The organism is Vibrio sp. MED222 (assembly GCF_000153005.1).
Lineage (GTDB): Bacteria > Pseudomonadota > Gammaproteobacteria > Enterobacterales > Vibrionaceae > Vibrio > Vibrio tasmaniensis_A.
This window is the reverse complement of sequence record NZ_CH902611.1, coordinates 188,302-212,184: the sequence shown is the minus strand read 5'-3', so window position 1 is coordinate 212,184 and position 23,883 is coordinate 188,302. Positions and strand designations below refer to the sequence as shown.

The window sequence follows — 23,883 nt, the reverse complement described above, 5'->3', positions numbered from 1 at the left end:
TGGGGCTCTTGAGGTTTCTGTATTAAAGGAACTCGTCGGCGCCACCAGACAGCATAATCTCGCCGCTGTCTGCCATCTTCCTCGCAATACCCAAGATCTCTTTCTGAGCCGCTTCTACATCAGAGACTTTAACTGGCGGCATCGCCTCAATATCGTCTCTCATCATATCAGCTGCACGCGTAGACATATTCTTGAAGATCTTCTCACGTAGGCTTTCATCAGCACCTTTAAGCGCTTTCTGTAGAACGTCTTGTGGAACATCACGCAGCAATCGCTGAACACCTTGGTCATCAACTTCAATAAGGTTTTCAAAGACAAACATAAGATCTTGGATCTGTGTTGCCATGTCTTCGTCTTGATCTCGAATTTGCCCCATCAAGATGCCTTCTACATTATTGTCCATGTAGTTCATGATCTCAGCAGCGGCTTTCAGGCCACCAATTTTGGCAGCTTGAGCACCCGCTTGACCCGCAAACTGTTTCTCCATGATTTCATTCAATTCAGCGAGAGCTGAAGGTTGAACTTCTTCAAGGTTAGCAATACGCATCATCAAATCAAGGCGAACACGCTCAGGGAATTGAGATAAGATCTCCGCAGACTGATCCGATTCCAGATAAGATAATACGATCGTTTGAATCTGTGGGTGCTCGTTAATGATGATGCTTGCCACCTGACGAGGGTCCATCCACTTAAGAGAATCCAAACCTTTAGAACCAGTACCTAAAAGGATCTGATCAACAAGGTTATTCGCCTTATCTTCGCCCAGCGCAGCTACCAACGCATTACGCATGAAGTCTTCACTGCCCATACCAATGTTGGTGTACTTCTGAATATCATCCAAGAAAGCACGGTGCACGGCACCTACTTTTTCTTGAGACCAATCCGTTGAACGTGCCATTGCACTACCAACACGTTGAACCTGTTTAGGTTCTAGGTGGCGAATGATACCCGCAGCATCTTCTTCACTTAAACTTAGCAACAAGATCGCAGCGCGCTCTTCGCCTGAGATAGTCTCGATATCGACACTTGCGACATCAAGCCCTTCACCACCTTCTGCTTGTTGTGGAACAATTTCGTTAGCCATCTGCCACCCAATTCTTAACTACTTGAGCTGCTAGCTCTGGTTCATTCGCTACAAGTGCACGTACTGCTTTCAGTACGTCCTCATCTTTGTGAAGGTTTGGTAGGTCGATACTTGAACCAAATTCAAATAACTCACCACCTTCAATATCACCACCAATTAAACTGGTTTCGCCGTCAACACCAATTGGCATGCCATCGGGACCGTACATTTGATCGTCATCGTCGGCTGCTGGGTTAAGCAGTTTTTTCATTGCAGGGCGAACCAGCACCAATACGACAACAATAATAACCAACGCACTCGCAAACCAACGAACCCAATCATTAAAGTGTTGGTGCTCCCAAATTGGTACGTCAGCAACAATATCCGTTACTTGAGGGGCAAATTGCATGCTTAAAACATTGAGTAAATCACCGCGGTTTTCATCAAAACCCACAGTTCCAATCAATACCTGACGTATCGCGTTAATTTCGCTTGCTGGAATTGGGGTGTGAACCACTTCTCCCGTATCAGGGTTCAATGATTGGCGATCTTTGATTGCAACAGATACGGTCTGACGATTAACCGTGCCGCTCTGTTTTCGCTCATGACTAATGGTAGTATCCAGCTCAAAGTTGCGGGTCGCTTCTTTGTGAACCGAACCTTGCCCCATCATCGTACCATCTTTCATCTGAGCCACGTCCTGGGGAATCGATGCATCAGCAGGAGGCTGGTTACTCAAAGCCCCTGGAATACCAGCCACAACGTTGCCGTTATTGTAGTCTTCTAATGTATATTCACTTCGGGTTGCTGGAGTATTCGGATCAAAACGCTTTCTTGTTTGTTCCACAGCACTAAAGTCGAGTTGAATATCAACCTGAGCCGTGTAGTTACCAAACCCAAGAATCGGAATCAAAATAGAGTCAATTTTTTCACGTAGCGCTTGCTCTTGATTACGCTCTAACTCGTGCTCTTTTCGGCGTGCCGCTGACATCGGGTCCTGAGAGCCAGAGCTCAAAAGTCGGCCATGCTGATCGGTCACTGTAATTCGCGAAGTTTTCATCCCCGGAACGGCACTAGCCACCATGTCCACAACAGAATCAACTTCTTGCTGCTTGAGGTTCGTCCCCGTTTTAAGTGTCAGGAATACTGAGGCAGAGGCTTCTTGATTGTGACGAACAAAGACACTTTGCTTAGGTAAGGCAAGTAAAACTTGAGCTTTACGTACCTGCTTCATCTGTTCAATAGCTTTAGCAAGCTGTCTTTCACGGCTTAGTTTAAGACGCTCTTTCTCTAAACGTTGTGATACACCGAAACCCATGTCTTGCATGAGGATATCATCACCGGTGTTTCGCTCTTGGTTCAAACCCGCTCGAACCATATTTAGCTTTAATGAGTTATATTCACTCGCAGGTACCGAGATGGTATTCCCTTCAAGAGAGTACTCAATCTTCTGCGTATCCAAATAATCAAGAACCGGGATCAACTCTTCTGTTTCGTAAGCCCCTAATGGACGCATTTCTGGCTCTTTCACCCAGAAAAACAGCATTACAATAAGCGCTACACAGATCGAGATAGAAAGAACTAAGACGACTTGACGAAGCAAATCGAGATCACCGACGGCCATATCAAACTTAGATGAACTGCGCTCACCTAAATCGGTATTTTGCCCTTCGCCATCTAGATCAGAACTTGCAATAAGTGCGTGGTCGTTGCTATCGCTTACGGTTAAATCTGTTGTTTGACTGTTATCTGCCACTATTTACTACCCAACTTATACCGGCATGTTCATCAGCTCTTTGTACGATTCGACCAATTTATTTCTAATTTGGATCGTCGCTTCAAAAGCCACACTAGATTTATTACGAGCAATCATCACGTCAGATAAAGACACGCTTTGATCGCCACTGTCAAAACGAGTTTGAAGATTACCAGAGGTCTTTTGTAATGAGTTCACATTATTGATGGCATTAGTCAGCATGTTGCCAAAATCTGCACCAACCGCTTGGCCCGTTGCAGCAGGGCGCGTGCTGGCAGCTTCAACCATCATTGCCTGCATTTCGCCTTGTAAACCATCTATTCTCATTTACTACCTCAGGAGTCAAAATTATGACTATCTATTTAGCTGTATTATTGACAGAGCAATTAACGTGCCATGCATCAATTTGACTAGCTATCGTAATACACTAGTCAGAAAGCTGACACTACTAATTTATGTTCAATTTGGAATATCTATTCCAGCATCACGCATTTTCGCTAATTTATAACGCAATGTACGAGGGCTAATGCCTAGCTTTTCAGCCATATCTTTACGTCGACCATGACAAGCAATCAATGTTTCGAGAATGATCGCATACTCTTGATCTCTAAGTTCATTTCCAAGCCCTTCGCTACCTGCCACGACTTTATTGATAGGATTCGCTTCAGCAATCGGCTTAATTTCTGGCGCTGCAACACTGTTCCCTTCAACGATCTGTTGTAGTCCAGTAGCGTCTTGCCAATCAACACCTTCAAGTAAAATATGTTCGCCTGAAATATTTTCTTGCTCACTCAAAATTAGAGCGCGCTGCACGACATTATCCAGTTCACGCACATTTCCCGGCCACGGATAATTGACGAGTTTACTAATGGCTTGCTCAGACAGAACAGGAACAGGCATTCCTAGTTTGGTGCAATGACGTTCCACCAAATGTTTCGCAAGCGGCGCAATATCACCTTTACGTTCACACAGCGCTGGCCAAGTAATTGGAAATACATTCAGTCGGTAGTATAAATCTTCACGGAAATTCCCTTCAGAAACATACTGTTTTAGGTCGCGGTTACTGGTTGCTAGAACACGGACATCCAATTTGATGCTCTTGCGGCTACCAAGACGTTCAACTTCGCGCTCCTGCAATACGCGCAATAGTTTCGCTTGTAGGCTAAGATCCATTTCACTGATCTCATCCAACAAAATAGTACCACCTTGAGCTTGTTCAAATTTACCAGGGCAAGCTTGAATCGCACCGGTAAACGCACCTTTATCGTAGCCAAACAGTGTCGCTTCCAACATGTTATCTGGAATCGCGGCACAGTTAATCGCAACAAACGGACCGTCTTTACGGCTCGAAGCGTTATGAATATAGCGAGACATGACCTCTTTACCAGAACCACTTGGCCCTAGCACCATCACGTTGGCATCGGTTTTAGCCACCTTGTCAGCCAGCATCATTAGTTTGATACTTTTCTCATCGGCAACGATAGCATCGCCATTGTCATCCGACTTTACGGGAGCGTAACGGCTCACCATGTTTAACAGCACTTCTGGAGCAAATGGCTTTGCCATGTAATCGATAGCGCCTTCTTTCATTGCCGCGACCGCATCTTCAATGTTGGCATAGGCCGTCATCAATAGAACCGGAAGATTTGGCCAATGCTGCTTGATGTTTCTTAGCAATGCTAAACCGCCCATACCGGCCATCTGTACATCAGAGACCACGATATCAACAGAGTTTGATTTCAATTTTACCAGAGCATCTTCCGCACAATCCGCTTCCAGCCATTCGTAACCAGCAAGCGCGAGTGTATCGACAAGGGCTTCGCGTAGACCTTCATCATCTTCGACGATTAACACTTTGCTTTGAGCCATAGGATTCTCCAGTGTAAATTCAGTTAAAACTTATTAGTCTTCAGAAGAAGAGCTTCTTTCCAACGGTAGACACATGGTAAAGCATGCGCCGTCACCCTCTTCTGATATCAATTCCAGTCGACCTTCATGTGCTCGGCATACCATTTGTACAACCGCTAAACCTAGACCTGTGCCTTGAGAACGAGTGGTAAAGAAAGGTTCCATAATCTTACCTTGTAGTTCTTTAGGCACTCCGGGGCCACTGTCTTGCACTGATATCTTAAGTTCACCGTTTACGGGTCTAAAAAACACATCAATCTGCGATTTCTTGCCAGCAATTTGAACCGCGTTCAAAACTAGGTTACTTAAAGCAGAAGCGATAGCATTGGCGTTGCCAAACATTTGAGTCTTTTCATCTTCAACTTCCTGACAATAATCAATCTGGTTGCTTTTTAACGCAGCCTCCACCATAGGATGAAACTCAATGATGAGTTCCGCGATGGTGAATGGCTTAACCACCTTGTTGTCGCCACCTTTGGCAAACAACAGCATGTCATTCACTTGTTTCTCTAAATCATGCAACCTATCCATCAGCTTAGATTGAAAACGCGTTTTTGTTGCCGGCGGCAAATTTGGCGCGGCAAGGTTTGATGCATACAGCATCGCACTAGAAAGCGGCGTGCGAACCTGATGGGCAAGCGAAGCGACCATTCTTCCGAGTGAAGATAAACGCTGAAGATCGCTCACACGAGACTGCAGTAGGCGGGTTTCTGTCAGGTCTGTAATCAAAATAAGCTGACCTGTAGTCGAGGCTGAAATCGCTAAGCGCACTTTTCGCCCATTCTTCAATGAGATCTCATGCCCATCATCGTCCCTTGGTTCAAAGGCATTTTGTATTACCGAAAACCATTTCTCGCCAACCAACTCAACCCCGAGAATACGGTGTGCTTCAGGATTCGCTTCTCTCACTTCACCATGTGTATCTAACAAGATGACCCCCGCAGGCATAACATCGAGCACTTGCTTATAGCGCTCAACCTGTTGCTCAACAGAATCTAGATGTGATTGATTTTCTGGTTCGTTAGATAGGTGCATGTCAAAAATTTGCCTCAAATACTAAAACAGCCTGACATGTACAACACAAGTCAGGCTATTTGCTATATTTATCACATAGTTAAGCAAGCAACAACTCGACTATGGTTTATCTGTTCGTTTAGCTAAAGTTGCCAAAAAGCTAAAATGCTAAAATGCTAAAGTGTGTACTAGTTTTCGTTTTCATCGAAAATAGGCACTAACGCTGCAAGTTATATTTACGCATTTTTTCGACCAGAGTGGTTCTGCGCATTCCAAGCATGTCAGCAGCGCGAGCAACAATACCGCCCTGAGCCTCCAACGCTTGATTGATCATATTCACTTCCATATCAGCGAGTAGTTCTTTCAAGTTAACCCCTTCAGCGGGTAAATCTTGAGGTGCGTTCGCATTGTCAGCAAGCTCATCGTGCTGCTCAAAACTGAAGTCTTCTGAGAACAAGTCAGAAAGAGCATCTCGCTCTTGCTCTTCCTCTGATGCAAAATTATTAAACTCTGGCTGAAACTCTGGGATATCACTGTATCTATATTTAGTTGGTAGATGATTCACATCAACCAAGCTATTTGGATATAAAATAACCATTCGCTCAACTAAATTAGCTAACTCACGTACGTTGCCCGGCCAGCAATGCTCCATCAAAGAGTTGATGGCACGGGGAGTAAAACAGATTGGCATGCCACCTTCAGCTTCCATTCTGGTCATCAACTCCTGAAGCAATAGGGGAACATCTTCTTTTCGCTCCTGAAGCGATGGCATTTCAATTGGGAAAACGTTCAAGCGATAGTAAAGGTCTTCACGGAACAAATCATCTTCGATCATATTTTCAAGATTGCGGTGTGTTGCCGCAATCACTCGAACATCAGCTTGAATGGTACTATTGCCACCTACACGTTCAAAACTGCGTTCTTGTAAAACACGAAGCAACTTAACTTGCATCGCCATTGGCATATCACCAATTTCATCAAGAAACAGTGTACCACCTTCAGCCAACTCAAAACGGCCTTTACGTGCGGTAATTGCACCAGTAAACGCGCCCTTCTCATGACCAAACAGTTCACTTTCGAGCAAGTCTGGCGGTATAGCGCCACAGTTTACGGGAACGAAAGGTCCTGAACGACGTTTAGAATGATAGTGAACATTACGTGCTACAACTTCTTTGCCCGTGCCTGACTCACCAAGAATCAATACGTTTGCTTCAGTAGAAGAGACTTGTTCAATCAAGTGACGAACTTCTTGGATACCAACACTCTGCCCAACTAGACTACGAAAAAGCGTATTCTTACGCGCTGAAGGTACAATTTGAACGCCTTTACGGCCTAAGAAGTCTTTACAGTGTCTTAGTGCATCACTTAATTGCGGGTAGTTAAGAGGAAGTTCGAGTTCACCAACAAAGTTAGTAAGTTCGTCAACCGGGTAATCGTTTTTGCCAATCACCAGTAAAGGGATGTGATTAACATGAACAAGCTTTTCATTCAGTAATGCGAAGCCTTTGGCTTTAATTGAACCAATGATGCAACCGGCCCACTGTAGGGACCAGTCAACTTTGTATGCTTGTTCAGAGCTGATTACTTCGCAGCTCTCTCCTACAAACTCTAATATTGTGCTTAAATTGTGACGATTTTGAGCGTTATCATCGACGACAAGCAGTTTTGCCAAACCTTGCATAAGTAGGAATTATTGCCTTTATTTTGGTGCGATGCGGAAATTGGTAAGCGACGTAAGAGACAAAACAGAGAAAATATCAATGATTATAATCTACGTGGACAAATCTAGGAAACCAGCAACGAAAAAAGCCATTAGGCTATCTAATGGCTTCTATTTTATTTGATTATAAAAATAAGGCAACCAAGCAATTCAGAGATATGCGATTGGTTTAAACTGGGATGTTTCTTTAAATACCAACATCCGCAGACGTTAAATTGTGATATTCATTCGGAATTTGGTCCCAAGCGCTCTTAATTTCGCGGATAATATCAATAACATCATCAATTGGCTGAGGATCATTTTTGTGATTTGCAGCAGAAATTTGCGTGATCATAAACTCATAAAGTTGATCTAGATTTTTCGCAATGTCGCCACCATCGGACATTGATAGGCAACTACGCAGGCTAATAATGATATCTAGAGCCTTACTCAGTCGCTCACCTTTCACCGGAATGTTGCCCGCTTGCATTGCTGCTTTACCTTGAATTAAGCGCTCGATAGCACCAGCCATTAGCATCTGAACAATTTTATGCGGTGAGGCAGCTGTAAGCTGGCTATCCACTGATACCTTTTTATATGCCTGTAAAGAACCGCGCATAGTAAACCTCTTCTATAAAAACTTTTTGTATTGTTGAACTGATTTGGCAGCATGTCGGTATTTATGTAAGTTTTTACCTACTAGACCAGTCTCAGACTGCATCAGTTCGACCAATTGTCTTGTTCTCGAAATGGCTTCAAACCACTCGGAGCTTTGCTTAACGTCGGGATATGAATCGATTAATTGAAGCACGTTTTGCAATAACTGTTCTCTGTTATCGACAAGATGCACGATTTCTTCAGCATTAATTTCACTAAATTCGAGCTTAGACATAATTAATTGATCGAGCTCACAAAGCTCTTGAAGCAGTTTGCTCATCTATTAGCCCATTGCACTCATCATGCTGCCTAACTGAGATTGCATCTTGCTGGTCGCATCCTGCATAGCAGTGAACTTAGAGTGCGTGCGATTCTGCAGGCTATCCATACGGCGATCGAGCGCGACTTGGTCATCAACCAACCGATAGTTTTGTTCGACCAAGCTCTTCTCTCTCGTACGGATAGAACCGGTAACACCCGTGATCCCTTGAATCGCATCTTCGACTTTTTTAGCGAAGCCATTGTTACCACCAAAGAATTCACCCAACTTATCAAAGTGATTGTTGAGTTGACGGTCAAGCATATCGTAATTGATTTCTAGCGAGCCTTGTCTTGTGGTGGTGATGCCAAATTCAGTCAAAGACTTTAGATTGTCTGGCGCGTCTTCAATGCTTGATGAGAACACACCTTTCAATCGTGAATCTGCACTGCGTACTGTACTGTCGCCAGAGAGAGGGCCTTTTTGACCAGTCAGTGGATCGACACCCGCTAAGTCTTTAGATACTTGGTAAAACTGATTATAAGAGTTAACAAAAGCTTCAATATCTTCACGAACACGATTACGGTCGTACTCAACACCAATCTCTGCTGGCGGCTTATCTTTAGGGGTTTTACCTTTAACCGTAATATCAATACCTTCAACGGCATCTTCAATCACATTGTTATTGCTAGAGAGCTGAGCAATGCCGTCTAGAACAACCATAGAATTTTGTCCTGCTTGCACTTCAGTCATACCGCTGTATTGGTCAAAAGACTGTTGAGCTAACGCAAGGTCAGCTTGAGCTTTATCAACCTTCTCTAAGTGTGCTCGTTCTGCTGGAGATAATTTCGCTCTCTCTAATTGCTGAGCCTGAAGTGGGGTTAGTTCACCTCTTTCAACTCTCTTCGCTAACTCAGAACGTTCATCAACCAATTTACTTTCTATTCTGGCTTTCTCGGCATCGAGTTTCTGCTGTGCCTCTTTGGGAGTAACATAAGAATCCGTCAACGTACCAGCGGCAGTATTTGACCACCCTGGAATATCAGCTGCTTTCTCTATGGCTTTTTCGTCAAGCTCAAGTTCAGGCCTAAAAAAAGAATCGAGTAATGTACCTGAAGCGGTATTGTTCCACCCAGGGATTGTATCTTCTGGCATCCCTGAAGCCGCTAAAGCTGCCGCATCTAGCGCCTTCTGACCAGCCATTGCCGCAGCTTGACCATAAGTTAAATTGTCACGGTCAAATTCAGCGAAAGGATCTTCGGGTTCAACGACGGGTTCCGATTTTCTTTCATAAATAGGATTACCGTTTACATCAAATATAGTGTTTCCGTTAGCGTCTCGCAGAGGAACAGCGAAGCCGTCTGGAATAGGGTTACCGTCGGCATCCAATTTGGGAGGGGCATCAGCCAAGACGCCTTGCGCTACTGAGCGAGCATCTTCTAAGGCTTTCAGTCTTTCCGATAGGGTTTTATATTCTAATTTTTTTAGAGGGTTGTTATCTTCAGAGTCAACGTGGAGTTTTATTTGATTGTCTTCACCAGACATATTTGAAGCGAGGACTAACCGTGGTCCTTCTTTGTCGTTAATAATAGAAGCTCGAACACCCGGATTATCCCCGGCACTGTTAATTGCTCTAACAACATCACGCAGTTTTGAGTTAGCACTAACTTGTGTCTCGAAGCTCTCTTTACCAAGCGAAACCTGCAGCTTACCTGGGCCAAATTTCATGTCCTCTGATAGTACATCAGAAGCCACTTTATGGCTCTGGGCAAGCTGCAACACATCGATAGCATATTTGCCAGCGATCGCTTCGGTAGTCGCGGTTGCAGAGACAAGACCTTCATCAGAGCTTTCTACTGTTCGTACAGCAAAAGCTTTGTCCTGGCGAAAGCTTGTCATCAGATTTTTCATCGAATCAAGGGACTCTCTGAGTCTTCCATAGGCACTAATGCTGGTGTCGATTCGCGTTCGTTCATTGTTGATTTGTTGCTGTTTAGGCACACGCTCCGAATCAACAATTTTGCTGACCATGGAATTGATATCCATGCCAGACGAAATCCCCATTGGGCCAAAACTCATTAAACCACCTCAATAATACGACTTAAACCTTAGCCTCCAATATTCCACTATTCGAGGTTTGGGCTGCTAGGCGCCTTAGAATTTCGAGCATTTCTTCATCGGGAATTTGGCGAATAATATCGCCCGTTGTGGTCTCATAAATGGTAACCACATCTCTCCCAGTCTCTTCATCAACCTTAAAAGCAACACCCTTGTTGAGAGAAGATATAAATTCGTTTACCTTCTCCACCATTTTGACTCGCTCCGCATCATTTAACTCTTGTCTATGTTGAGCTAATTTAATCGCCGCTTCGGTAGCCATCTCTTTCGATTTTTCTACCTTGTCATAAGATGTTGTTTCTTTCGGTTGTGAAGTACTCGACGCACTACTACCTTTATCGCTTGCAAATTTAATGCCATTAGGTGAGCCATAAGGCTGGATGTTCGATGCGTTAGATAATATTTCCATAACACTCTCCCTCCCAACTTTATGAGCCTAACAGTAAAACTCTACCTACAGTAGAGTTTACCGTTACTTACTGAAGTAAGTTTAGCCCAATAAGCTTAAAGCTGCTGATGGTGATTGTTTTGCTTGAGCTAAAATAGAAGTACTCGCTTGTTGTAAGATTTGAGACTTCGTCATTGCCGTTGTTTCTTTTGCGTAATCAGTATCTTTGATTCGGCTCTTAGACGCATTAACGTTTTCGTTAATATTTTCTAAGTTGCTGATTGCGTGGTCAAAACGGTTTTGGAATGCACCAAGAGAGGCACGATTACTGTCTACTGCCTTTAAGGCACCGTCAATAATAGATACAGCGTTGTTTGAACCTGCAACAGAAGTTACATCAATGTCGTTAACAGTAACATCCGTTACAATAGCCTTGCTGCTGCCAGGAATCTCTTTACCTTCTGCATCTTTACCAGAGCCAAGACCTAGCTCTTCAGCAAGAGAGCCGCCAAACTCAACATTACCATCAACTTTTTGGCTTGAAGCGAAGAGTTGCAATTTACCGCCTTCACCTACCGAAGCTTGAACATCCGGGCTTTGACCGTTTAGGTAAGTGGCAAGTTCTTCCATGTCATTACCTTTTTTCGCAGTAATCGACAGATCTTGAACGTCACCAAACTGATCTTGGTACTTCATCGTTAGGACAGAATCTTCACCTACGCGCCAAGACGTATCTTTCCCCTCAGCAACGCTATAACTCTTACCGCCCATCGCTTCAGTATCGGTACGCATATTATTCATTGTCAGCATTACTGCTTCACCAGAATCTGCACCAATTTGGAAAGATTGACTACCGAAAGTTCCGTTCAAAAGCTTATTACCACCAAAAGAGGTCGTTTCAGCGATACGGTTAAGCTCAGTGTTTAGAGCAGAGACTTCTTCTTGAATTGCAACACGTTCAGATTTCGTGTTTGAACCATTTGAAGATTGAAGAGAAAGGTCACGCATTCGTTGCAGGATATTGGTTGACTCATTCATTGCACCTTCAGCTGTCTGTGCAATAGAGATACCATCGTTCGCGTTTTTTACAGCCATATCTAGGCCACGACTTTGCGACGTTAAGCGGTTAGAGATTTGTAGGCCTGCAGCATCATCTTTTGCGCTATTGATTTTATAGCCAGAAGACAAACGCTCCATTGATTTTTGAGTACCTTCAGCCGCACTATTTAGGTAGCGCTGAGCCGTCATTGCAGACACATTTGTGCTTACATTAATCGCCATAGTTGATCTCCTTTAGGCATTTTTTCATGCACTTATGTGACTCTCACCTCACAAAAACACATGTTATTTTGTTTTATATACCAGTGTCTCTCTCACCTTACATTGGTACATATCATTTCTCTCAATCCCTTTAACGGCCCCTTAACTAGAAGCTTTAATAAAAAATGCATTTTTTTTCGTATTATTTTCAATGTTAAAAAAAACGTGAAGTAGATCATCATTTCCCGACTCGGTCATTCCCTACTGTGAGGAACGAACGTGATAGAGGATCTCGCTTTTTCTTCTATCAACCAACATTGCACTTTTTCCAAATTCACCCTAGCCAAATAGCAGGCAATAAAAAACCCAGCCGAAGCTGGGTTTATTTAGCGCTCATCTCTCACCACGAGCTAATTTGTGGAAGCCTGACATTGACGATTATAAACAATAATGCACATGGTCAATGTGGCCTTTCAACCGATTAACCTAGTAGGCTAAGTGCCGAGTTCGGAGCTTGCTTCGCTTGAGCAAGAATCGAGCTTGAAGCTTGAGAAAGGATCTGAGATTTAGTCATCTGAGTCGTCTCTTTAGCGAAATCGGTATCTTTGATACGGCTCTTAGATGCATTAACGTTTTCGTTGATGTTGTCTAAGTTGTTAATTGCGTGGTCGAAACGGTTTTGGAAAGCACCAAGCTCAGAACGGTGGCTATCTACATATTTAAGTGCCGCATCGATAACAGCTACAGATTCTTGTGCACCACCAACAGACGTTACGTCGATACTATCAACCGTAACTTGCTTAGCCTCTAGCGTTTTTGGGTCCTCAGGTTTCGCACCTGCTGTCATGCCTAGTTCATCTGATAAAGCACCAGAAAATGCAATTTCCCCATCAACTTTGTTGTTACCAGCGAAGATTTGCAGTTTACCTTCTTCATCAATTGACGCTTTTACTAGGTCTTGTTGACCGTTAATGTAAGTCGCTAGCTCTTCAATATCATCGCCTGCTTTAGCCGAGATGTTGATTTCTCGTTGGTCACCGAAGCTATCTTTTAATGACATGGTTAAATCATTAGCACCAGCTGTTACACCCCAATCTTTACCTTTAGCTTCTGTAAATTGGTAGCTGTTGCCGCCCATTTGGTCGTTATCAGAACGCATGTCTTTCAGCTGAAGCATTACTGCCTCACCATTGTCTGCACCAATTTGGAATGACTTAGTACCGTGAGTACCGTTAAGCAGCTTGTTACCACCAAAAGAGGTTGTTTCAGCAATACGATTTAGTTCATCGTTCAGTGCTGTAACTTCTTCTTGGATTGCAACACGGTCAGCTTTTGTATTCGAACCGTTTGTTGATTGCAGAGACAAGTCACGCATACGTTGCAGAATGTTTGATGTTTCATTCATCGCACCTTCTGCCGTTTGAGCGATAGAGATACCATCGTTCGCGTTACGTACAGCAACATCAAGACCACGACTCTGAACGTTCAAACGGTTCGAGATTTGTAGGCCTGCAGCGTCATCTTTTGCGCTGTTGATTTTAGAACCTGAAGATAGGCGTTCCATTGATGTTTGTTGAGCGCTGTTTGCACTGTTTAGGTAACGTTGTGCTGTCATTGCTGATACGTTGGTATTTACATTCACTGCCATGGTGATTTCTCCAATTGATTTTCCGGTATAGCGGTTTCCGACGTCTCGGAAAACCAAGTAGTTATCTCTAAGTTACTTTTAATAACGGCTCAAAATTCAGAAGCTTTAGAAAAACTTTCAAAAAACCACAAATTAAATATTAAAATCAAATTTATCAGGCACTTAAAATCTCAAATTTTCTATAACAGTGGCAGTCTTCAATTGAGAACGCATTTAAAAAGTGTTTAAAAAACACACTAATCACTATTTGAGTTACCCAATGTAGATAAATGAATAGTCGCCAAAGAGTTCAGATTGGTATGCTTCTTATACAAAGAGTTGAGTTGTTTGTCGTGAAACAGGTAAGTGAGATCGAGGTTTTACGGATTTGAAAAGTAAACTAGACGCTCTAAAAGAAAACAAAAGTGTAGAAATAGAAAGGAAAAAGCCCCTTTTCCTGTGAAGGAACCGGGGCTAGTTGGCGTGTCAGAGCCTGTGCGGAGATCATCGAGAAATGAACACATTTCCGACACGCCGTTGCATTCTTACCGTAAAAATGGATAGCAGGTGAGAGATGAGAGAGCTAAACACCCAATAGTAAGTATGCTTGCCAGTATCCCTCGCTAAGCGGTTCACGTCTGAACACGAATAGCGAGTTCAACCAATAACTATTGCAATAGTGATATTGCAGAGTTAGGCAACTGTTTTGCTTGAGCTAGTATAGATGTACCAGCTTGTTGCAGAATTTGAGCTTTGGTCATTTGCGTTGTCTCTTTCGCAAAGTCCGTATCTTTGATTCGGCTGTTTGAAGCGTCTACGTTCTCTTGAACGTTTGCCAAGTTATTAATACTGTGGCTTAGACGGTTTTGTTTCGCACCCAAATCAGCACGCTGTGAATCAACGTACTGCATTGCAGAGTCGATGACACTGATTGCGTTTTGTGAACCAGCTACAGTATTCAAATCGACATCTTGAACTAATGTCGTTCGACCTACAGCAGGTGCAGGTACAACTTTGCCATCCGCCGTGGTTGTGGTTTCCTGGCCTTCAGGAGCATCATTTTTGAAGCCTAGTTCAGAGGCTAAACCACCCGAGATTCTCATCTCACCATCTAAATCTGGCTCGGCAACAAATACCTGTATGCGACCTTCATCAGTAACCGATGCGTTAATTAAATCAGATTGACCATTAATGTAAGTTGCGAGTTCTTCGATATCGTCGCCGGCTTTGGCGCTTATATCGAGAGTAATCTCTTCACCCGCTTTAGTTTTGAATTCAAACTTAAGATCTTTTGCTGCTACTGGTACTTCCCAGCTTTTATCTTTAGCGTTTTCAGTGTCGAATGTTGTTCCGCCCATACGGAAATCATCCGCACGAATACTAGTCAGCGCCATAATCATCGCTTCACCAGAGTTTGAACCAATCTGGAATGAAGCTTCACCAAATGAACCATTCAATAAACGACGGCCACCGAAAGCTGTTGTCTCTGCGATACGGTTAAGTTCATCTTGAAGAGCCATTGTCTCTTCGTTTAATGCTTGACGCTCTGCTGGTGAGTTAGTGCCGTTTGATGACTGAATCGCTAGATCACGCATACGCTGTAGTATGTTCGTTGATTCGTTCATCGCGCCTTCTGCAGTTTGAGCAATCGAAATGCCATCATTTGCATTACGCATTGCTACATCAAGACCACGAGACTGTGCTGTTAAACGGTTTGATATTTGTAGGCCAGCTGCATCATCTTTTGCACTGTTGATCTTATGGCCTGATGACAAACGTTCCATAGAAGTCGCTAGTTCATTAGACGATTTATTCAAGTATCGTTGTGCTGTCATAGCAGATACGTTAGTGCTTACATTAATAGCCATATTGCTCTCCTTATGAGTTCGCAAAATTTCTGCGAAGCGGCCAGCTTTACTCTCATATGGATAAGCACTGACCGTGTATTACGCGATAAACCCTAGATAAGGTTTAAGATCTGTATTAATCATTTATGAAAAGTATAAAAGCATGTTGTGTGCCAACTTTTATTTTAATTTCAATAAATTTAAAATAAACATGAAAAACAAACACTTAAAAATGAATTACTATAAAAGCCAATTATATTAAGTAGAGAAAACAAGAGATTGATATCTCTCGTTGCCGTTTTTTGCCGCTATTTTTCAAACATGCCACTTTGAATAAAAAAGCGGCAATCGATAGAATCATTCGCACGTATGGCATAGCACATACGGCAGAGAACTAACCCCAGATTAACGACTGTTCACAGCTAAATATAATTAAACAAGGTCAGGTCTTTGGTCTTGCCAAACGCTTGTTGTGAAGCTTGTAACGCTCGAGAGTTTTCATTGAATTCAATGATGGCTTTCGAATAGTCCAAGTCTTCAAAGTTGCTTTTTGCTTTCGCTAAAGACAACTTAAAATCTTCATGTTGCTGCTCTTGAATATCCAACGTACTCAAACGTGCACCGACATCCGTTCTCGCCTTAGTCAAATGAATAAACGCGGCATGAAATTCTTCTGTCATTTGGTGCAGTTTTGCCGTTGCCGATGCATCCGATACTGGATTTTCAGCCTGTTCGGCGGTATCTTTGAATGTATCAAAAATAGAAAATGTCTTTCTCGGCTCTAAAGTGATCGAGTCACCCTTCGTGATCTGCCCCTTGAATTGGATATTCAGACCTTCATAGACAACACCTTTCGAAGGATCAAAATCTTCCGAGGCAACCACTTCGCCATCTTTTTCAAGCTGGTAAGCGAACTTGCCTGTTTGCATATCAACAAAAGTCACTTTATAAGTAGAACTATCGTCAGCTTTATTGGTTGCGCGCCCTAGTAATAACTCAGAGGCTGGTTCAAGATCATATTGAGGCTCGTAGTCACCAAACGGGTTATCTATTTCCATAAACAACTTACTGCCCGGATCATTCATTGCCATTTCAAAGCTCGTTGCTACTCGCATCTTTCTTTGATAGTCATCACCTTGATAAGAAACGTTCCCTTCATTATCTTGAAAAAATGGCTGGCTCTTGGGCTTGGTTCCTGAAAATGTGTAGTTACCTGACTCATCTTGAGTATTAGCTAAATGCAGAAGATTATTCGATAACTCTTGAATTTCACGTTTCTTCGCTAAGCGGTCTTCCGGAGAAAGTGCACCGTTAATCATTTCCATCACGGTTCGTTTTGCTTCATCCGCGAACCCTTCCGAGTTGGCGACCATGACTTCATGATGTTCAAGGCGGTTTCTAATTAGAGTGATCGCATCGACATACTGTTTAAGTTGCTCAGATTGCTGACCGATGTTTTGTAAATAATGCGTCGCCAAAGGATCATCACTCGCCGACTGTAATTTCTTACCGGAAGCCAGTTGTGCTTGATTATGATGCACCTTGTTTTCTTGGCGGCGAAAGTCATTTTGTACTGACTGATAATTATGAAAGCTAGAAATACGAGTCAACATTTATATCTCCTACCTCAAAGCCAAAATAGTATTAAACGTATCATTGGCGGCTTGCATGATGCGTGAAGAAGCCATGTACGCTTGCTGAAATTTCATCATATTTGCCGCTTCTTCATCTAGGTTCACCCCAGAGACTGAAGCAATACGTTCTTGAGCTGACTCTTTTTCTAGCCTAGCAATATCACTCAAGCGATTTGCCGTTGAAGATTTCAAGCCCGTATTGGTATTCAAGTTGTGGTAAAGATCTAAAATCGTAGACTCACCATCATCCAAGACTTTGCCTGTTTGGAGATCTTGCAATTTACGCAAGTTGCCATTGTCACCTTCTGATGGGACAAGGTTTGCCGTAAATTTATCGTTTGCCACCGCGCCCGGTGTAAGTTCAAACGTTGTGCCATTAATCGTCACTGGGCCTTGTGGTGGATACGGTTGAGGCTGCATAAGTATGTTGCCCTTAGGATCGGTAACTGCAAACTGTTCGCCCTTTGGTGACACGATCACTTCAAATTCTCGTAATTGACCTGCCGCCAAAATTTTGAAACCTGCAGTGCCTTTGGCAAAGGTAGTTGATGCCTCATAGCTTTGCGCCGCAATATCTTTAGGGTCTTTGGTTTCCATCTGAATCTGCGCGGCAAAATTGCGGGTTGGGCGTAGTAAAAGCTTCTCACCCAGTTCAGGCGGATTTCGAACTTCCACTCGCATGCCATCTAAATAAAAGGCATTGCCGGTTGAATTAGTGCTAACTTTTACCGTTTCGCCATCTGGCTTAATCACCACATAATCGCTGCCATCGTATTTCAGACCATACTCGCCGCCTTTCAGAGCAGAAGTATCATCAATATAGACCGCGACATCCGCTTTTGACTGTCCGTGAGCAGTAACACGAGACTTAGCCACTAACTCAGAGTTCACATCGGTAAACAGGTTTTTACCTACATTGCCATTGAGATCCAAACCTTGCGATTGCAGTGCATTGACCTCGTATGAAAACGCGGTCGCCAAACGACCAAGCTCATCCATAACTGCAGGAATATGTTCATCACGCATGTCTAACATCGCGCCGATTTGTCCATCAATATCGCGGTTAGTAATCGCCTTTAATGACTTTCCTTCTACGATAGCAAGACGACGCTGATGTGCATCTGGTACGCCATCGATCATTTTCAGTTGGCTCGCTTCTGTACCAGAAACTAAGGTATGACCATTACCGATATGGACATTAAAGCCTTCATTATTAGCTCGTGGTGTCACCGTCACTTTAGTGTAACCAGAAAGCTCATTAACTAGCTGTTCGTGCTGATCTTGTAGATCATTATGAGGTCCAGGAGTTCGTACCATTAGTCGCTGAAGATCACGGATCTCGTATGCAATTTGGTTAACTCGCTCGATACCCATGTCTAATTTCTTATTCGCAGAATCAGACTGTTGACGAACGGTTTCATGAAATTCATTTAACGTTTTACTCAATAACCCAGCTTTTTCTATGACGACTTTTCGTGTACCCACATCATTCGGGGTATCAGCGAGCGTCTTAACAGAATCAAACCACTCATTAAGGTTCTCTGGGATTTTCTTCGAAACAACCGATGACAACATGCTTGACAGCATATCCAGGTTAGCTTCGGTATCCGCTTTGTTAGCGGCATTGGTTGTTGATAGGTTAAGTTCCTTGACGGCAAATTGGTCCCACGAGCGGCGAACATTTTCCACATGCACACCCATACCGTAGGTTTGACCACCGTACTGGCGCGGGTCATTCACACCTTGAACCACAGACTGGCGGCTATAGCCTTCTGTGTTGGCGTTAGAAATGTTATGACCAGTGGTGTTTAGCTGTCTCTGAGCAGTAAGAACACTTTGTGCTCCTACATTCAGAAGATCCGACGCCATAATGCCCCCAAAAAACTTAACAAAATCAGCATGAACTGATTAACTACTACAGCTTATTATTAAGATATTTAGCAATATATGTGCCAATAGAAATAACGGAGAGTTAAAAGACAATAATTTGTTGAAGTGTAAGGAGAAAACTATGGATGGTGCGTAAGACTGAAGGGGCGGATAAGAAAAGAGCCTGCCGGTGGCAAGCTCTCGAGTGCATTCAATAACGCTATTTCATCTCATCAATCTTAGCTTTAACTCGTAAAACTTTGTCGGCATAGTTAGGGTCGGTTGCGTAACCCGCCTGGTGAATGCCTTTGATGAAATTCTCAGAGTTACCTTGATGCTGCAATGCCGTTTCGTATCTTGGATTTTCGTTCAAGAACTTCACGTAATCATCAAAGCTATCTTCGAAATTAGAGTAAGAACGGAAAGAAGCAGACTCTTTAACGGCTGTTTTACCATGGAACTCTAGAGTTTGAGTAGCAACCTTATCGCCCTTCCAACTTCTATCGGCTTTGATATTGAATAGGTTGTTGCTGTTGCCCAAAGAGTTCTTAATCATCTTAGAACCCCAACCTGTTTCAAGTGCCGCTTGTGCCAATAGCAGTGATGAATCGACACCGAGCGCACTCGCTGCTTTTTCAGCGTAAGGCTTCATTGAGGCAACAAACGATTCTGGAGAATCGAAGGAAACTGGTTGTTTGGCTACTGACACGTCTGTTGCTGACATAGCTTGCGCAGATTGAACTTCGGGTGTTCTATCTTGTGAACGCCCCGAGTACTGCGGTCTTTGCAGAGAGGTATCAAAGCCTTCATTGCGAACCTTATCTTCAGTTGCATCATTTGCTTGGCCAGCGCTTAACTGAGCTACGATCATGTCCGCAAGACCGAGCGAACCTGACGCACTGAGTTCACTCGCCATTTGGTCATCTTGCATCTGACGATAAAACTGTTCATTCTGGCTGTTTAACATATCTGACTTAAAGCTCGAGTTCGCATCACGCATCGACTTAAACAACATCGAGGTAAAAATAGATTCAAACTGTTTTGCTGCAGCGGTTAGCGCTTCTTTTTCACTGCCTTCTTCACCGCTTACCGCTTGTTGACGAAGACGGTCTAGGCTACCAATATCGTGAATAAAGCCGATGTCATTGTTATTTTTAATCATGCTTTATCCCTTAAATAATGATCAACTGACCTTCAATTGCACCCGCTTGTTTCAGTGCTTGAAGGATTGCCATTAAATCAGAAGGTGCGGCGCCGACTTCATTGACAGCGCGTACCAAATCATCGAGCGTTAAACCGGGTTCGAACTTGAACATTTTACCATCGGCTTCGGTTACTTCGATGTCCGAATCAGGAACGACTACCGTTTGACCACCAGAGAATGCGTTAGGTTGACTTACGTTTAGATTTTCTTTGATTGCGACTGTCATGCCGCCGTGGGTTACTGCTGCTGCTTTTAAGCGCACATGCTTACCAACAACAATAGTACCGGTACGAGAGTTAACAATGATTTTTGCAGAGCCCTCTGCAGGGTCAAATTCGATGTTTTCGATGGCAGACAAGAAAGCCACACGTTGGCTGATTTCACGTGGAGCACGAACTTTTACAGAAGTCGCATCTACCGCAGACGCCATTTGAGGGCCTAGAAAATTATTAACCGCATCAGCTAAACGCTGAGCCGTAGTAAAATCAGATTGGATTAAGTTGAAAGTGATGTAGTCACCACGACCAAATGGGGTTGGGATTTCTTGCTCTACCGTCGCACCGCTAGAGATGATACCGACGTTTGGGTTGTTACCAACGAGCTTAGAACCATCGTTGCCTTGAGCACTAAAACCACTCACAACCAAATTACCTTGTGCCACAGCGTACACTTGACCGTCCAGACCTTTAAGAAAAGTCTGCAGCAAAGTACCACCACGAAGGCTTTTTGCTGAACCAATAGACGACACCGTTACGTCTACTTCCTGACCTTGCTTGGAGAATGCCGGAAGTTCAGCGGTAACGATTACCGCCGCAACGTTTTTGGTTTTTGGCTTGGTGCCAGGCGGCAATTGAATGCCAAAATTTTGCAGCATTGCGTTAAACGTTTGATCGGTAAAGGGAGTTGTCTCACCGGTGCCCGGCAAACCCGTCACCAAACCATAACCGACAAGTTGGTTACTACGAACACCCGCTACTTTTGCCACGTCTTTTATACGCGCGGCATGAGCACTGGAGGCAAGAAATAGCATGCCGAAGAGTACGAGTGTTAGTTTTTTCATTGAGTAACCTGTCTGTATTGCTTTAATTTATAATGAGTTAGCTTGAAATTAGATAATTCTGAAAGTGTCAGTATGTCGACACAGTCTCTAGCTCTACAAAGATACATTAAAGAATCGTGCCAAGAACCCAGGTTCTTGCATATCTTTCTGCACACCCGTACCTGAGTACTGAATTCGTGCATTCGAAACACGGTTCGAAGCAATGGTATTCTCAAAGTCGATATCATCAGGGCGGATGGTGCCACTTAAGCGAATGTACTCATCACCCGTATTCAACGTCATCCACTTTTCACCACGAACCACTAGGTTGCCATTAGCTAATACTTCAATAACTTCAACCGTAATGTAACCGCTGATGCTGTTACTTTGGTTAGCTGATGCATCTCCAGCAAAGGTGTTGGTGTTACTCAGATCGTAAGAAAAGTTGTATTTACCAAGTTCTAGGTTTTCACCGCCTACAGCTAACGGTTCCATCGATGCATCGTTCGATTTAGACATATCTGCATTAGCTTTTTTAGTCGCTCGCGTATTCTCATCTAACGCAACTGTAATAATGTCACCAATACCGCGAGGTTTTGAGTCGTCATACATGCTACCAATGTGGTTAGCATTGAACAGTGAGCCTGTTGCTGCCGCATAATGCTCTTGTTTTTTCTTCGGGTTAATTGGCGCCCATGCAGGATCACCAGCAATAGGGTCCGTTCTATCTCGAAGTGTGTCGATAATACCAGAGCTTTCCTGGGCCGACTTGTCGCCTTCTACGGCATCAACCACTGTGGTTGCGTTCTCTTGCGCCGGAGTTTCAATTGGAGCCAATGGGGCGCAGCCAGTCATAGACAAAAATAGGGCTAAACAAACAATACGTTTCATGGCGACATACTCTCAGCGGGCAATGGTAAACAGAACGATCAAAAGAAATAAGTAAACAGCGAATTAACTAGCTACAGTTGTTGGTTAACGAAGCTCATCATCTTATCTACCGCCGAGATAACTTTTGAGTTCATTTCGTATACACGTTGAGCTTCAATCATGTTAACCAACTCTTCAGTTACGTTTACATTGGATGCTTCAAGCATAGACTGACGAACATTACCTAAGCCATTCAACCCCGGAACACCCTCTTGCGGGTCACCACTTGCACCTGTAGGCAAGTAAAGGTTTTGGCCAATGGGCTCTAAACCACCTGGGTTTACGAAATCAGTAATAGTGATTTGACCAACCACGACGTTGTCTTGCTGACCACGTAGACGAACCGACACCTCACCATCGTTCCCAACCGTTACCGAGATCGCGTCTTCAGGAATAACGATTTCGGGTTGTAGGGCATAACCTTGACCCGATGTTACGATCGCGCCGTCACCGTTCAATGTGAACTGACCATTACGGCTGTAACCTGTTTCACCGTCTGGCATCTCAACTTGGAAGAAACCGTCGCCTTCAATCATCATATCTAGGCTATTCGACGTTGTTTGTGCGTTACCGTGAGTGTGCACCTTTTGGGTTGCAACTACCTTAGAACCAGCACCCAACATCAAACCACTTGGCAACTCAGTATTCTGAGACGATTGGCCACCTGGTTGGTTAATATTCTGATAGAACAGATCTTCAAACACCGCGCGGCTCTTTTTAAAACCAATGGTTGAGGCGTTGGCAAGGTTGTTTGAAATTGTTGAAATATTGGTTTGTTGGGCGTCTAAACCGGTTTTACTTACCCATAATGCTGGATGCATAGTAATTTCCTTAAAATTCTATTAGCTCATACGAAGCAGTGAATCAGACGACTTGTCCATTTCCTCTGCTGTGCTCATCATCTTGACCTGCATTTCAAACTGACGTTGTAAGTCAATTAAGCTGGTCATTTCACCTACGGCATTTACGTTACTGCCTTCGATAGCACCTTTAAGCAACGTTACCGCTGCATCTGCTTCGTATGCCTGATCTGGGTTTTTCGAACGGAAGAGGCCATTCGTATCTTTAAACAAGCTTTGGTTATCTGGACGCACAAGCTTAATACGATCAACTACGGCTAATTCTTCAGCTGGAGCGCCTTGAGGAATCACCGAAATCGTACCATCAGTACCAATTTCTACTTTACTGATTGGGATTGGGAGCGTGATTGGTGCGTCGTTTTCACCAAGCACTAAATGGCCACTTGCGTTGGTAAGTAGACCGTTTTGGTCAACCCTTAGGTTACCGTTGCGAGTTAAACCTTCACGACCAGTGTTGTCCATAACTGAAATCCAACCATCACCTTGAATGGTGACGTCTAGATCTCGGCCTGTAGTAACCACACTACCCTGAGCGAAATTATGACCCGGACGCTCTGTCATGCTGAAAACACGAGTAGGCATACCTTCGCCATACGCTTGCATTGAACGTGCCTGTGCTAAATCAGCACGGAAACCCGTTGTACTTACATTGGCAAGGTTGTTCGAACGCAGCTGCAAAGCCTGCATATTTTGCTTAGCGCCGCTCATGGCAAGAAACAGTGCGCGATCCATAATTTTGCTCCAAAAATCA

The 23,883-nt window shown here is 43.7% G+C and carries 20 protein-coding genes; all 20 read right to left on the bottom strand.

The annotated features are described in order from the left end of the window. Window positions 1–22 precede the first annotated feature (22 nt). Window positions 23–1,084, bottom strand: coding sequence for a flagellar motor switch protein FliG (gene fliG, locus MED222_RS02170; RefSeq protein WP_009848552.1), 1,062 nt, complete (start codon window positions 1,082–1,084; stop codon window positions 23–25). Beyond that, entirely contained in the window at window positions 1,077–2,819 is a 1,743-nt protein-coding gene (gene fliF, locus MED222_RS02175; RefSeq protein ID WP_009848553.1) for a flagellar basal-body MS-ring/collar protein FliF, read from the bottom strand. The genes fliG and fliF overlap by 8 nt, the downstream gene beginning before the upstream one ends. A gap of 15 nt (window positions 2,820–2,834) precedes the next feature. Then, window positions 2,835–3,146, bottom strand: a complete 312-nt coding sequence (gene fliE, locus MED222_RS02180; protein ID WP_009848554.1) for a flagellar hook-basal body complex protein FliE — start codon at window positions 3,144–3,146, stop codon at window positions 2,835–2,837. A gap of 132 nt (window positions 3,147–3,278) precedes the next feature. Further along, on the bottom strand, window positions 3,279–4,688 hold the full coding sequence (locus MED222_RS02185; RefSeq protein WP_009848555.1) for a sigma-54-dependent transcriptional regulator: 1,410 nt from the start codon (window positions 4,686–4,688) through the stop codon (window positions 3,279–3,281). A gap of 33 nt (window positions 4,689–4,721) precedes the next feature. Further along, window positions 4,722–5,762 carry a sensor histidine kinase gene (locus tag MED222_RS02190; protein WP_009848556.1) on the bottom strand — a complete coding sequence of 347 codons (1,041 nt, stop codon included), beginning with the start codon at window positions 5,760–5,762 and terminating at the stop codon, window positions 4,722–4,724. 196 nt (window positions 5,763–5,958) lie between these two features. Next, on the bottom strand, window positions 5,959–7,422 hold the full coding sequence (locus MED222_RS02195; RefSeq protein ID WP_009848557.1) for a sigma-54 dependent transcriptional regulator: 1,464 nt from the start codon (window positions 7,420–7,422) through the stop codon (window positions 5,959–5,961). 226 nt (window positions 7,423–7,648) lie between these two features. Continuing rightward, window positions 7,649–8,059: a flagellar export chaperone FliS gene (gene fliS / locus MED222_RS02200; RefSeq protein ID WP_009848558.1), complete on the bottom strand. Its 411-nt coding sequence runs from the start codon at window positions 8,057–8,059 to the stop codon at window positions 7,649–7,651. Between the two features lie 12 nt (window positions 8,060–8,071). Next, entirely contained in the window at window positions 8,072–8,377 is a 306-nt protein-coding gene (locus tag MED222_RS02205; protein WP_009848559.1) for a flagellar protein FliT, read from the bottom strand. A gap of 3 nt (window positions 8,378–8,380) precedes the next feature. Beyond that, window positions 8,381–10,387: a flagellar filament capping protein FliD gene (gene fliD / locus MED222_RS02210; RefSeq protein ID WP_369809713.1), complete on the bottom strand. Its 2,007-nt coding sequence runs from the start codon at window positions 10,385–10,387 to the stop codon at window positions 8,381–8,383. A 70-nt stretch (window positions 10,388–10,457) separates the two neighbouring features. Beyond that, window positions 10,458–10,883, bottom strand: coding sequence for a flagellar protein FlaG (flaG, locus tag MED222_RS02215; protein ID WP_009848561.1), 426 nt, complete (start codon window positions 10,881–10,883; stop codon window positions 10,458–10,460). 81 nt (window positions 10,884–10,964) lie between these two features. Next, window positions 10,965–12,143 carry a flagellin gene (locus tag MED222_RS02220; RefSeq protein ID WP_009848562.1) on the bottom strand — a complete coding sequence of 393 codons (1,179 nt, stop codon included), beginning with the start codon at window positions 12,141–12,143 and terminating at the stop codon, window positions 10,965–10,967. A gap of 460 nt (window positions 12,144–12,603) precedes the next feature. Then, window positions 12,604–13,770 carry a flagellin gene (locus MED222_RS02225; RefSeq protein WP_009848563.1) on the bottom strand — a complete coding sequence of 389 codons (1,167 nt, stop codon included), beginning with the start codon at window positions 13,768–13,770 and terminating at the stop codon, window positions 12,604–12,606. A 647-nt stretch (window positions 13,771–14,417) separates the two neighbouring features. After that, window positions 14,418–15,617: a flagellin gene (locus MED222_RS02230; protein WP_009848564.1), complete on the bottom strand. Its 1,200-nt coding sequence runs from the start codon at window positions 15,615–15,617 to the stop codon at window positions 14,418–14,420. Between the two features lie 401 nt (window positions 15,618–16,018). After that, a complete protein-coding gene (gene flgL / locus MED222_RS02235; protein ID WP_009848565.1) occupies window positions 16,019–17,209 on the bottom strand; it encodes a flagellar hook-associated protein FlgL in 1,191 nt (396 codons plus the stop codon). A 9-nt stretch (window positions 17,210–17,218) separates the two neighbouring features. Beyond that, window positions 17,219–19,099, bottom strand: coding sequence for a flagellar hook-associated protein FlgK (flgK, locus tag MED222_RS02240; RefSeq protein ID WP_009848566.1), 1,881 nt, complete (start codon window positions 19,097–19,099; stop codon window positions 17,219–17,221). Between the two features lie 220 nt (window positions 19,100–19,319). After that, window positions 19,320–20,261, bottom strand: coding sequence for a flagellar assembly peptidoglycan hydrolase FlgJ (gene flgJ / locus MED222_RS02245; RefSeq protein WP_009848567.1), 942 nt, complete (start codon window positions 20,259–20,261; stop codon window positions 19,320–19,322). Window positions 20,262–20,271: 10 nt separating this feature from the next. Continuing rightward, on the bottom strand, window positions 20,272–21,363 hold the full coding sequence (locus MED222_RS02250; protein WP_009848568.1) for a flagellar basal body P-ring protein FlgI: 1,092 nt from the start codon (window positions 21,361–21,363) through the stop codon (window positions 20,272–20,274). A gap of 93 nt (window positions 21,364–21,456) precedes the next feature. Then, entirely contained in the window at window positions 21,457–22,233 is a 777-nt protein-coding gene (gene flgH, locus MED222_RS02255) for a flagellar basal body L-ring protein FlgH (protein WP_009848569.1), read from the bottom strand. Between the two features lie 71 nt (window positions 22,234–22,304). Next, window positions 22,305–23,093, bottom strand: coding sequence for a flagellar basal-body rod protein FlgG (gene flgG / locus MED222_RS02260; RefSeq protein WP_009848570.1), 789 nt, complete (start codon window positions 23,091–23,093; stop codon window positions 22,305–22,307). 21 nt (window positions 23,094–23,114) lie between these two features. Further along, the gene (gene flgF / locus MED222_RS02265) at window positions 23,115–23,864 is read right to left on the bottom strand and encodes a flagellar basal-body rod protein FlgF (protein WP_009848571.1); all 750 of its coding nucleotides are present in this window, start codon (window positions 23,862–23,864) and stop codon (window positions 23,115–23,117) included. Between the last annotated feature and the right edge of the window lie 19 nt (window positions 23,865–23,883).

Excerpts from the sequence above, each read along its gene's own strand:
- fliG (WP_009848552.1), bottom strand. The coding sequence starts at position 1,084 with ATGGCTAACGAAATTGTTCCACAACAAGCAGAAGGTGGTGAAGGGCTT.
- fliE (WP_009848554.1), bottom strand. The coding sequence starts at position 3,146 with ATGAGAATAGATGGTTTACAAGGCGAAATGCAGGCAATGATGGTTGAA.
- MED222_RS02185 (WP_009848555.1), bottom strand. The coding sequence starts at position 4,688 with ATGGCTCAAAGCAAAGTGTTAATCGTCGAAGATGATGAAGGTCTACGC.
- MED222_RS02190 (WP_009848556.1), bottom strand. The coding sequence starts at position 5,762 with ATGCACCTATCTAACGAACCAGAAAATCAATCACATCTAGATTCTGTT.
- MED222_RS02195 (WP_009848557.1), bottom strand. The coding sequence starts at position 7,422 with ATGCAAGGTTTGGCAAAACTGCTTGTCGTCGATGATAACGCTCAAAAT.
- fliS (WP_009848558.1), bottom strand. The coding sequence starts at position 8,059 with ATGCGCGGTTCTTTACAGGCATATAAAAAGGTATCAGTGGATAGCCAG.
- MED222_RS02205 (WP_009848559.1), bottom strand. The coding sequence starts at position 8,377 with ATGAGCAAACTGCTTCAAGAGCTTTGTGAGCTCGATCAATTAATTATG.
- fliD (WP_369809713.1), bottom strand. The coding sequence starts at position 10,387 with ATGGTCAGCAAAATTGTTGATTCGGAGCGTGTGCCTAAACAGCAACAA.
- flaG (WP_009848561.1), bottom strand. The coding sequence starts at position 10,883 with ATGGAAATATTATCTAACGCATCGAACATCCAGCCTTATGGCTCACCT.
- MED222_RS02220 (WP_009848562.1), bottom strand. The coding sequence starts at position 12,143 with ATGGCGATTAATGTAAGCACAAATGTGTCTGCAATGACGGCTCAGCGC.
- MED222_RS02225 (WP_009848563.1), bottom strand. The coding sequence starts at position 13,770 with ATGGCAGTGAATGTAAATACCAACGTATCAGCAATGACAGCACAACGT.
- MED222_RS02230 (WP_009848564.1), bottom strand. The coding sequence starts at position 15,617 with ATGGCTATTAATGTAAGCACTAACGTATCTGCTATGACAGCACAACGA.
- flgL (WP_009848565.1), bottom strand. The coding sequence starts at position 17,209 with ATGTTGACTCGTATTTCTAGCTTTCATAATTATCAGTCAGTACAAAAT.
- flgK (WP_009848566.1), bottom strand. The coding sequence starts at position 19,099 with ATGGCGTCGGATCTTCTGAATGTAGGAGCACAAAGTGTTCTTACTGCT.
- flgJ (WP_009848567.1), bottom strand. The coding sequence starts at position 20,261 with ATGATTAAAAATAACAATGACATCGGCTTTATTCACGATATTGGTAGC.
- MED222_RS02250 (WP_009848568.1), bottom strand. The coding sequence starts at position 21,363 with ATGAAAAAACTAACACTCGTACTCTTCGGCATGCTATTTCTTGCCTCC.
- flgH (WP_009848569.1), bottom strand. The coding sequence starts at position 22,233 with ATGAAACGTATTGTTTGTTTAGCCCTATTTTTGTCTATGACTGGCTGC.
- flgG (WP_009848570.1), bottom strand. The coding sequence starts at position 23,093 with ATGCATCCAGCATTATGGGTAAGTAAAACCGGTTTAGACGCCCAACAA.
- flgF (WP_009848571.1), bottom strand. The coding sequence starts at position 23,864 with ATGGATCGCGCACTGTTTCTTGCCATGAGCGGCGCTAAGCAAAATATG.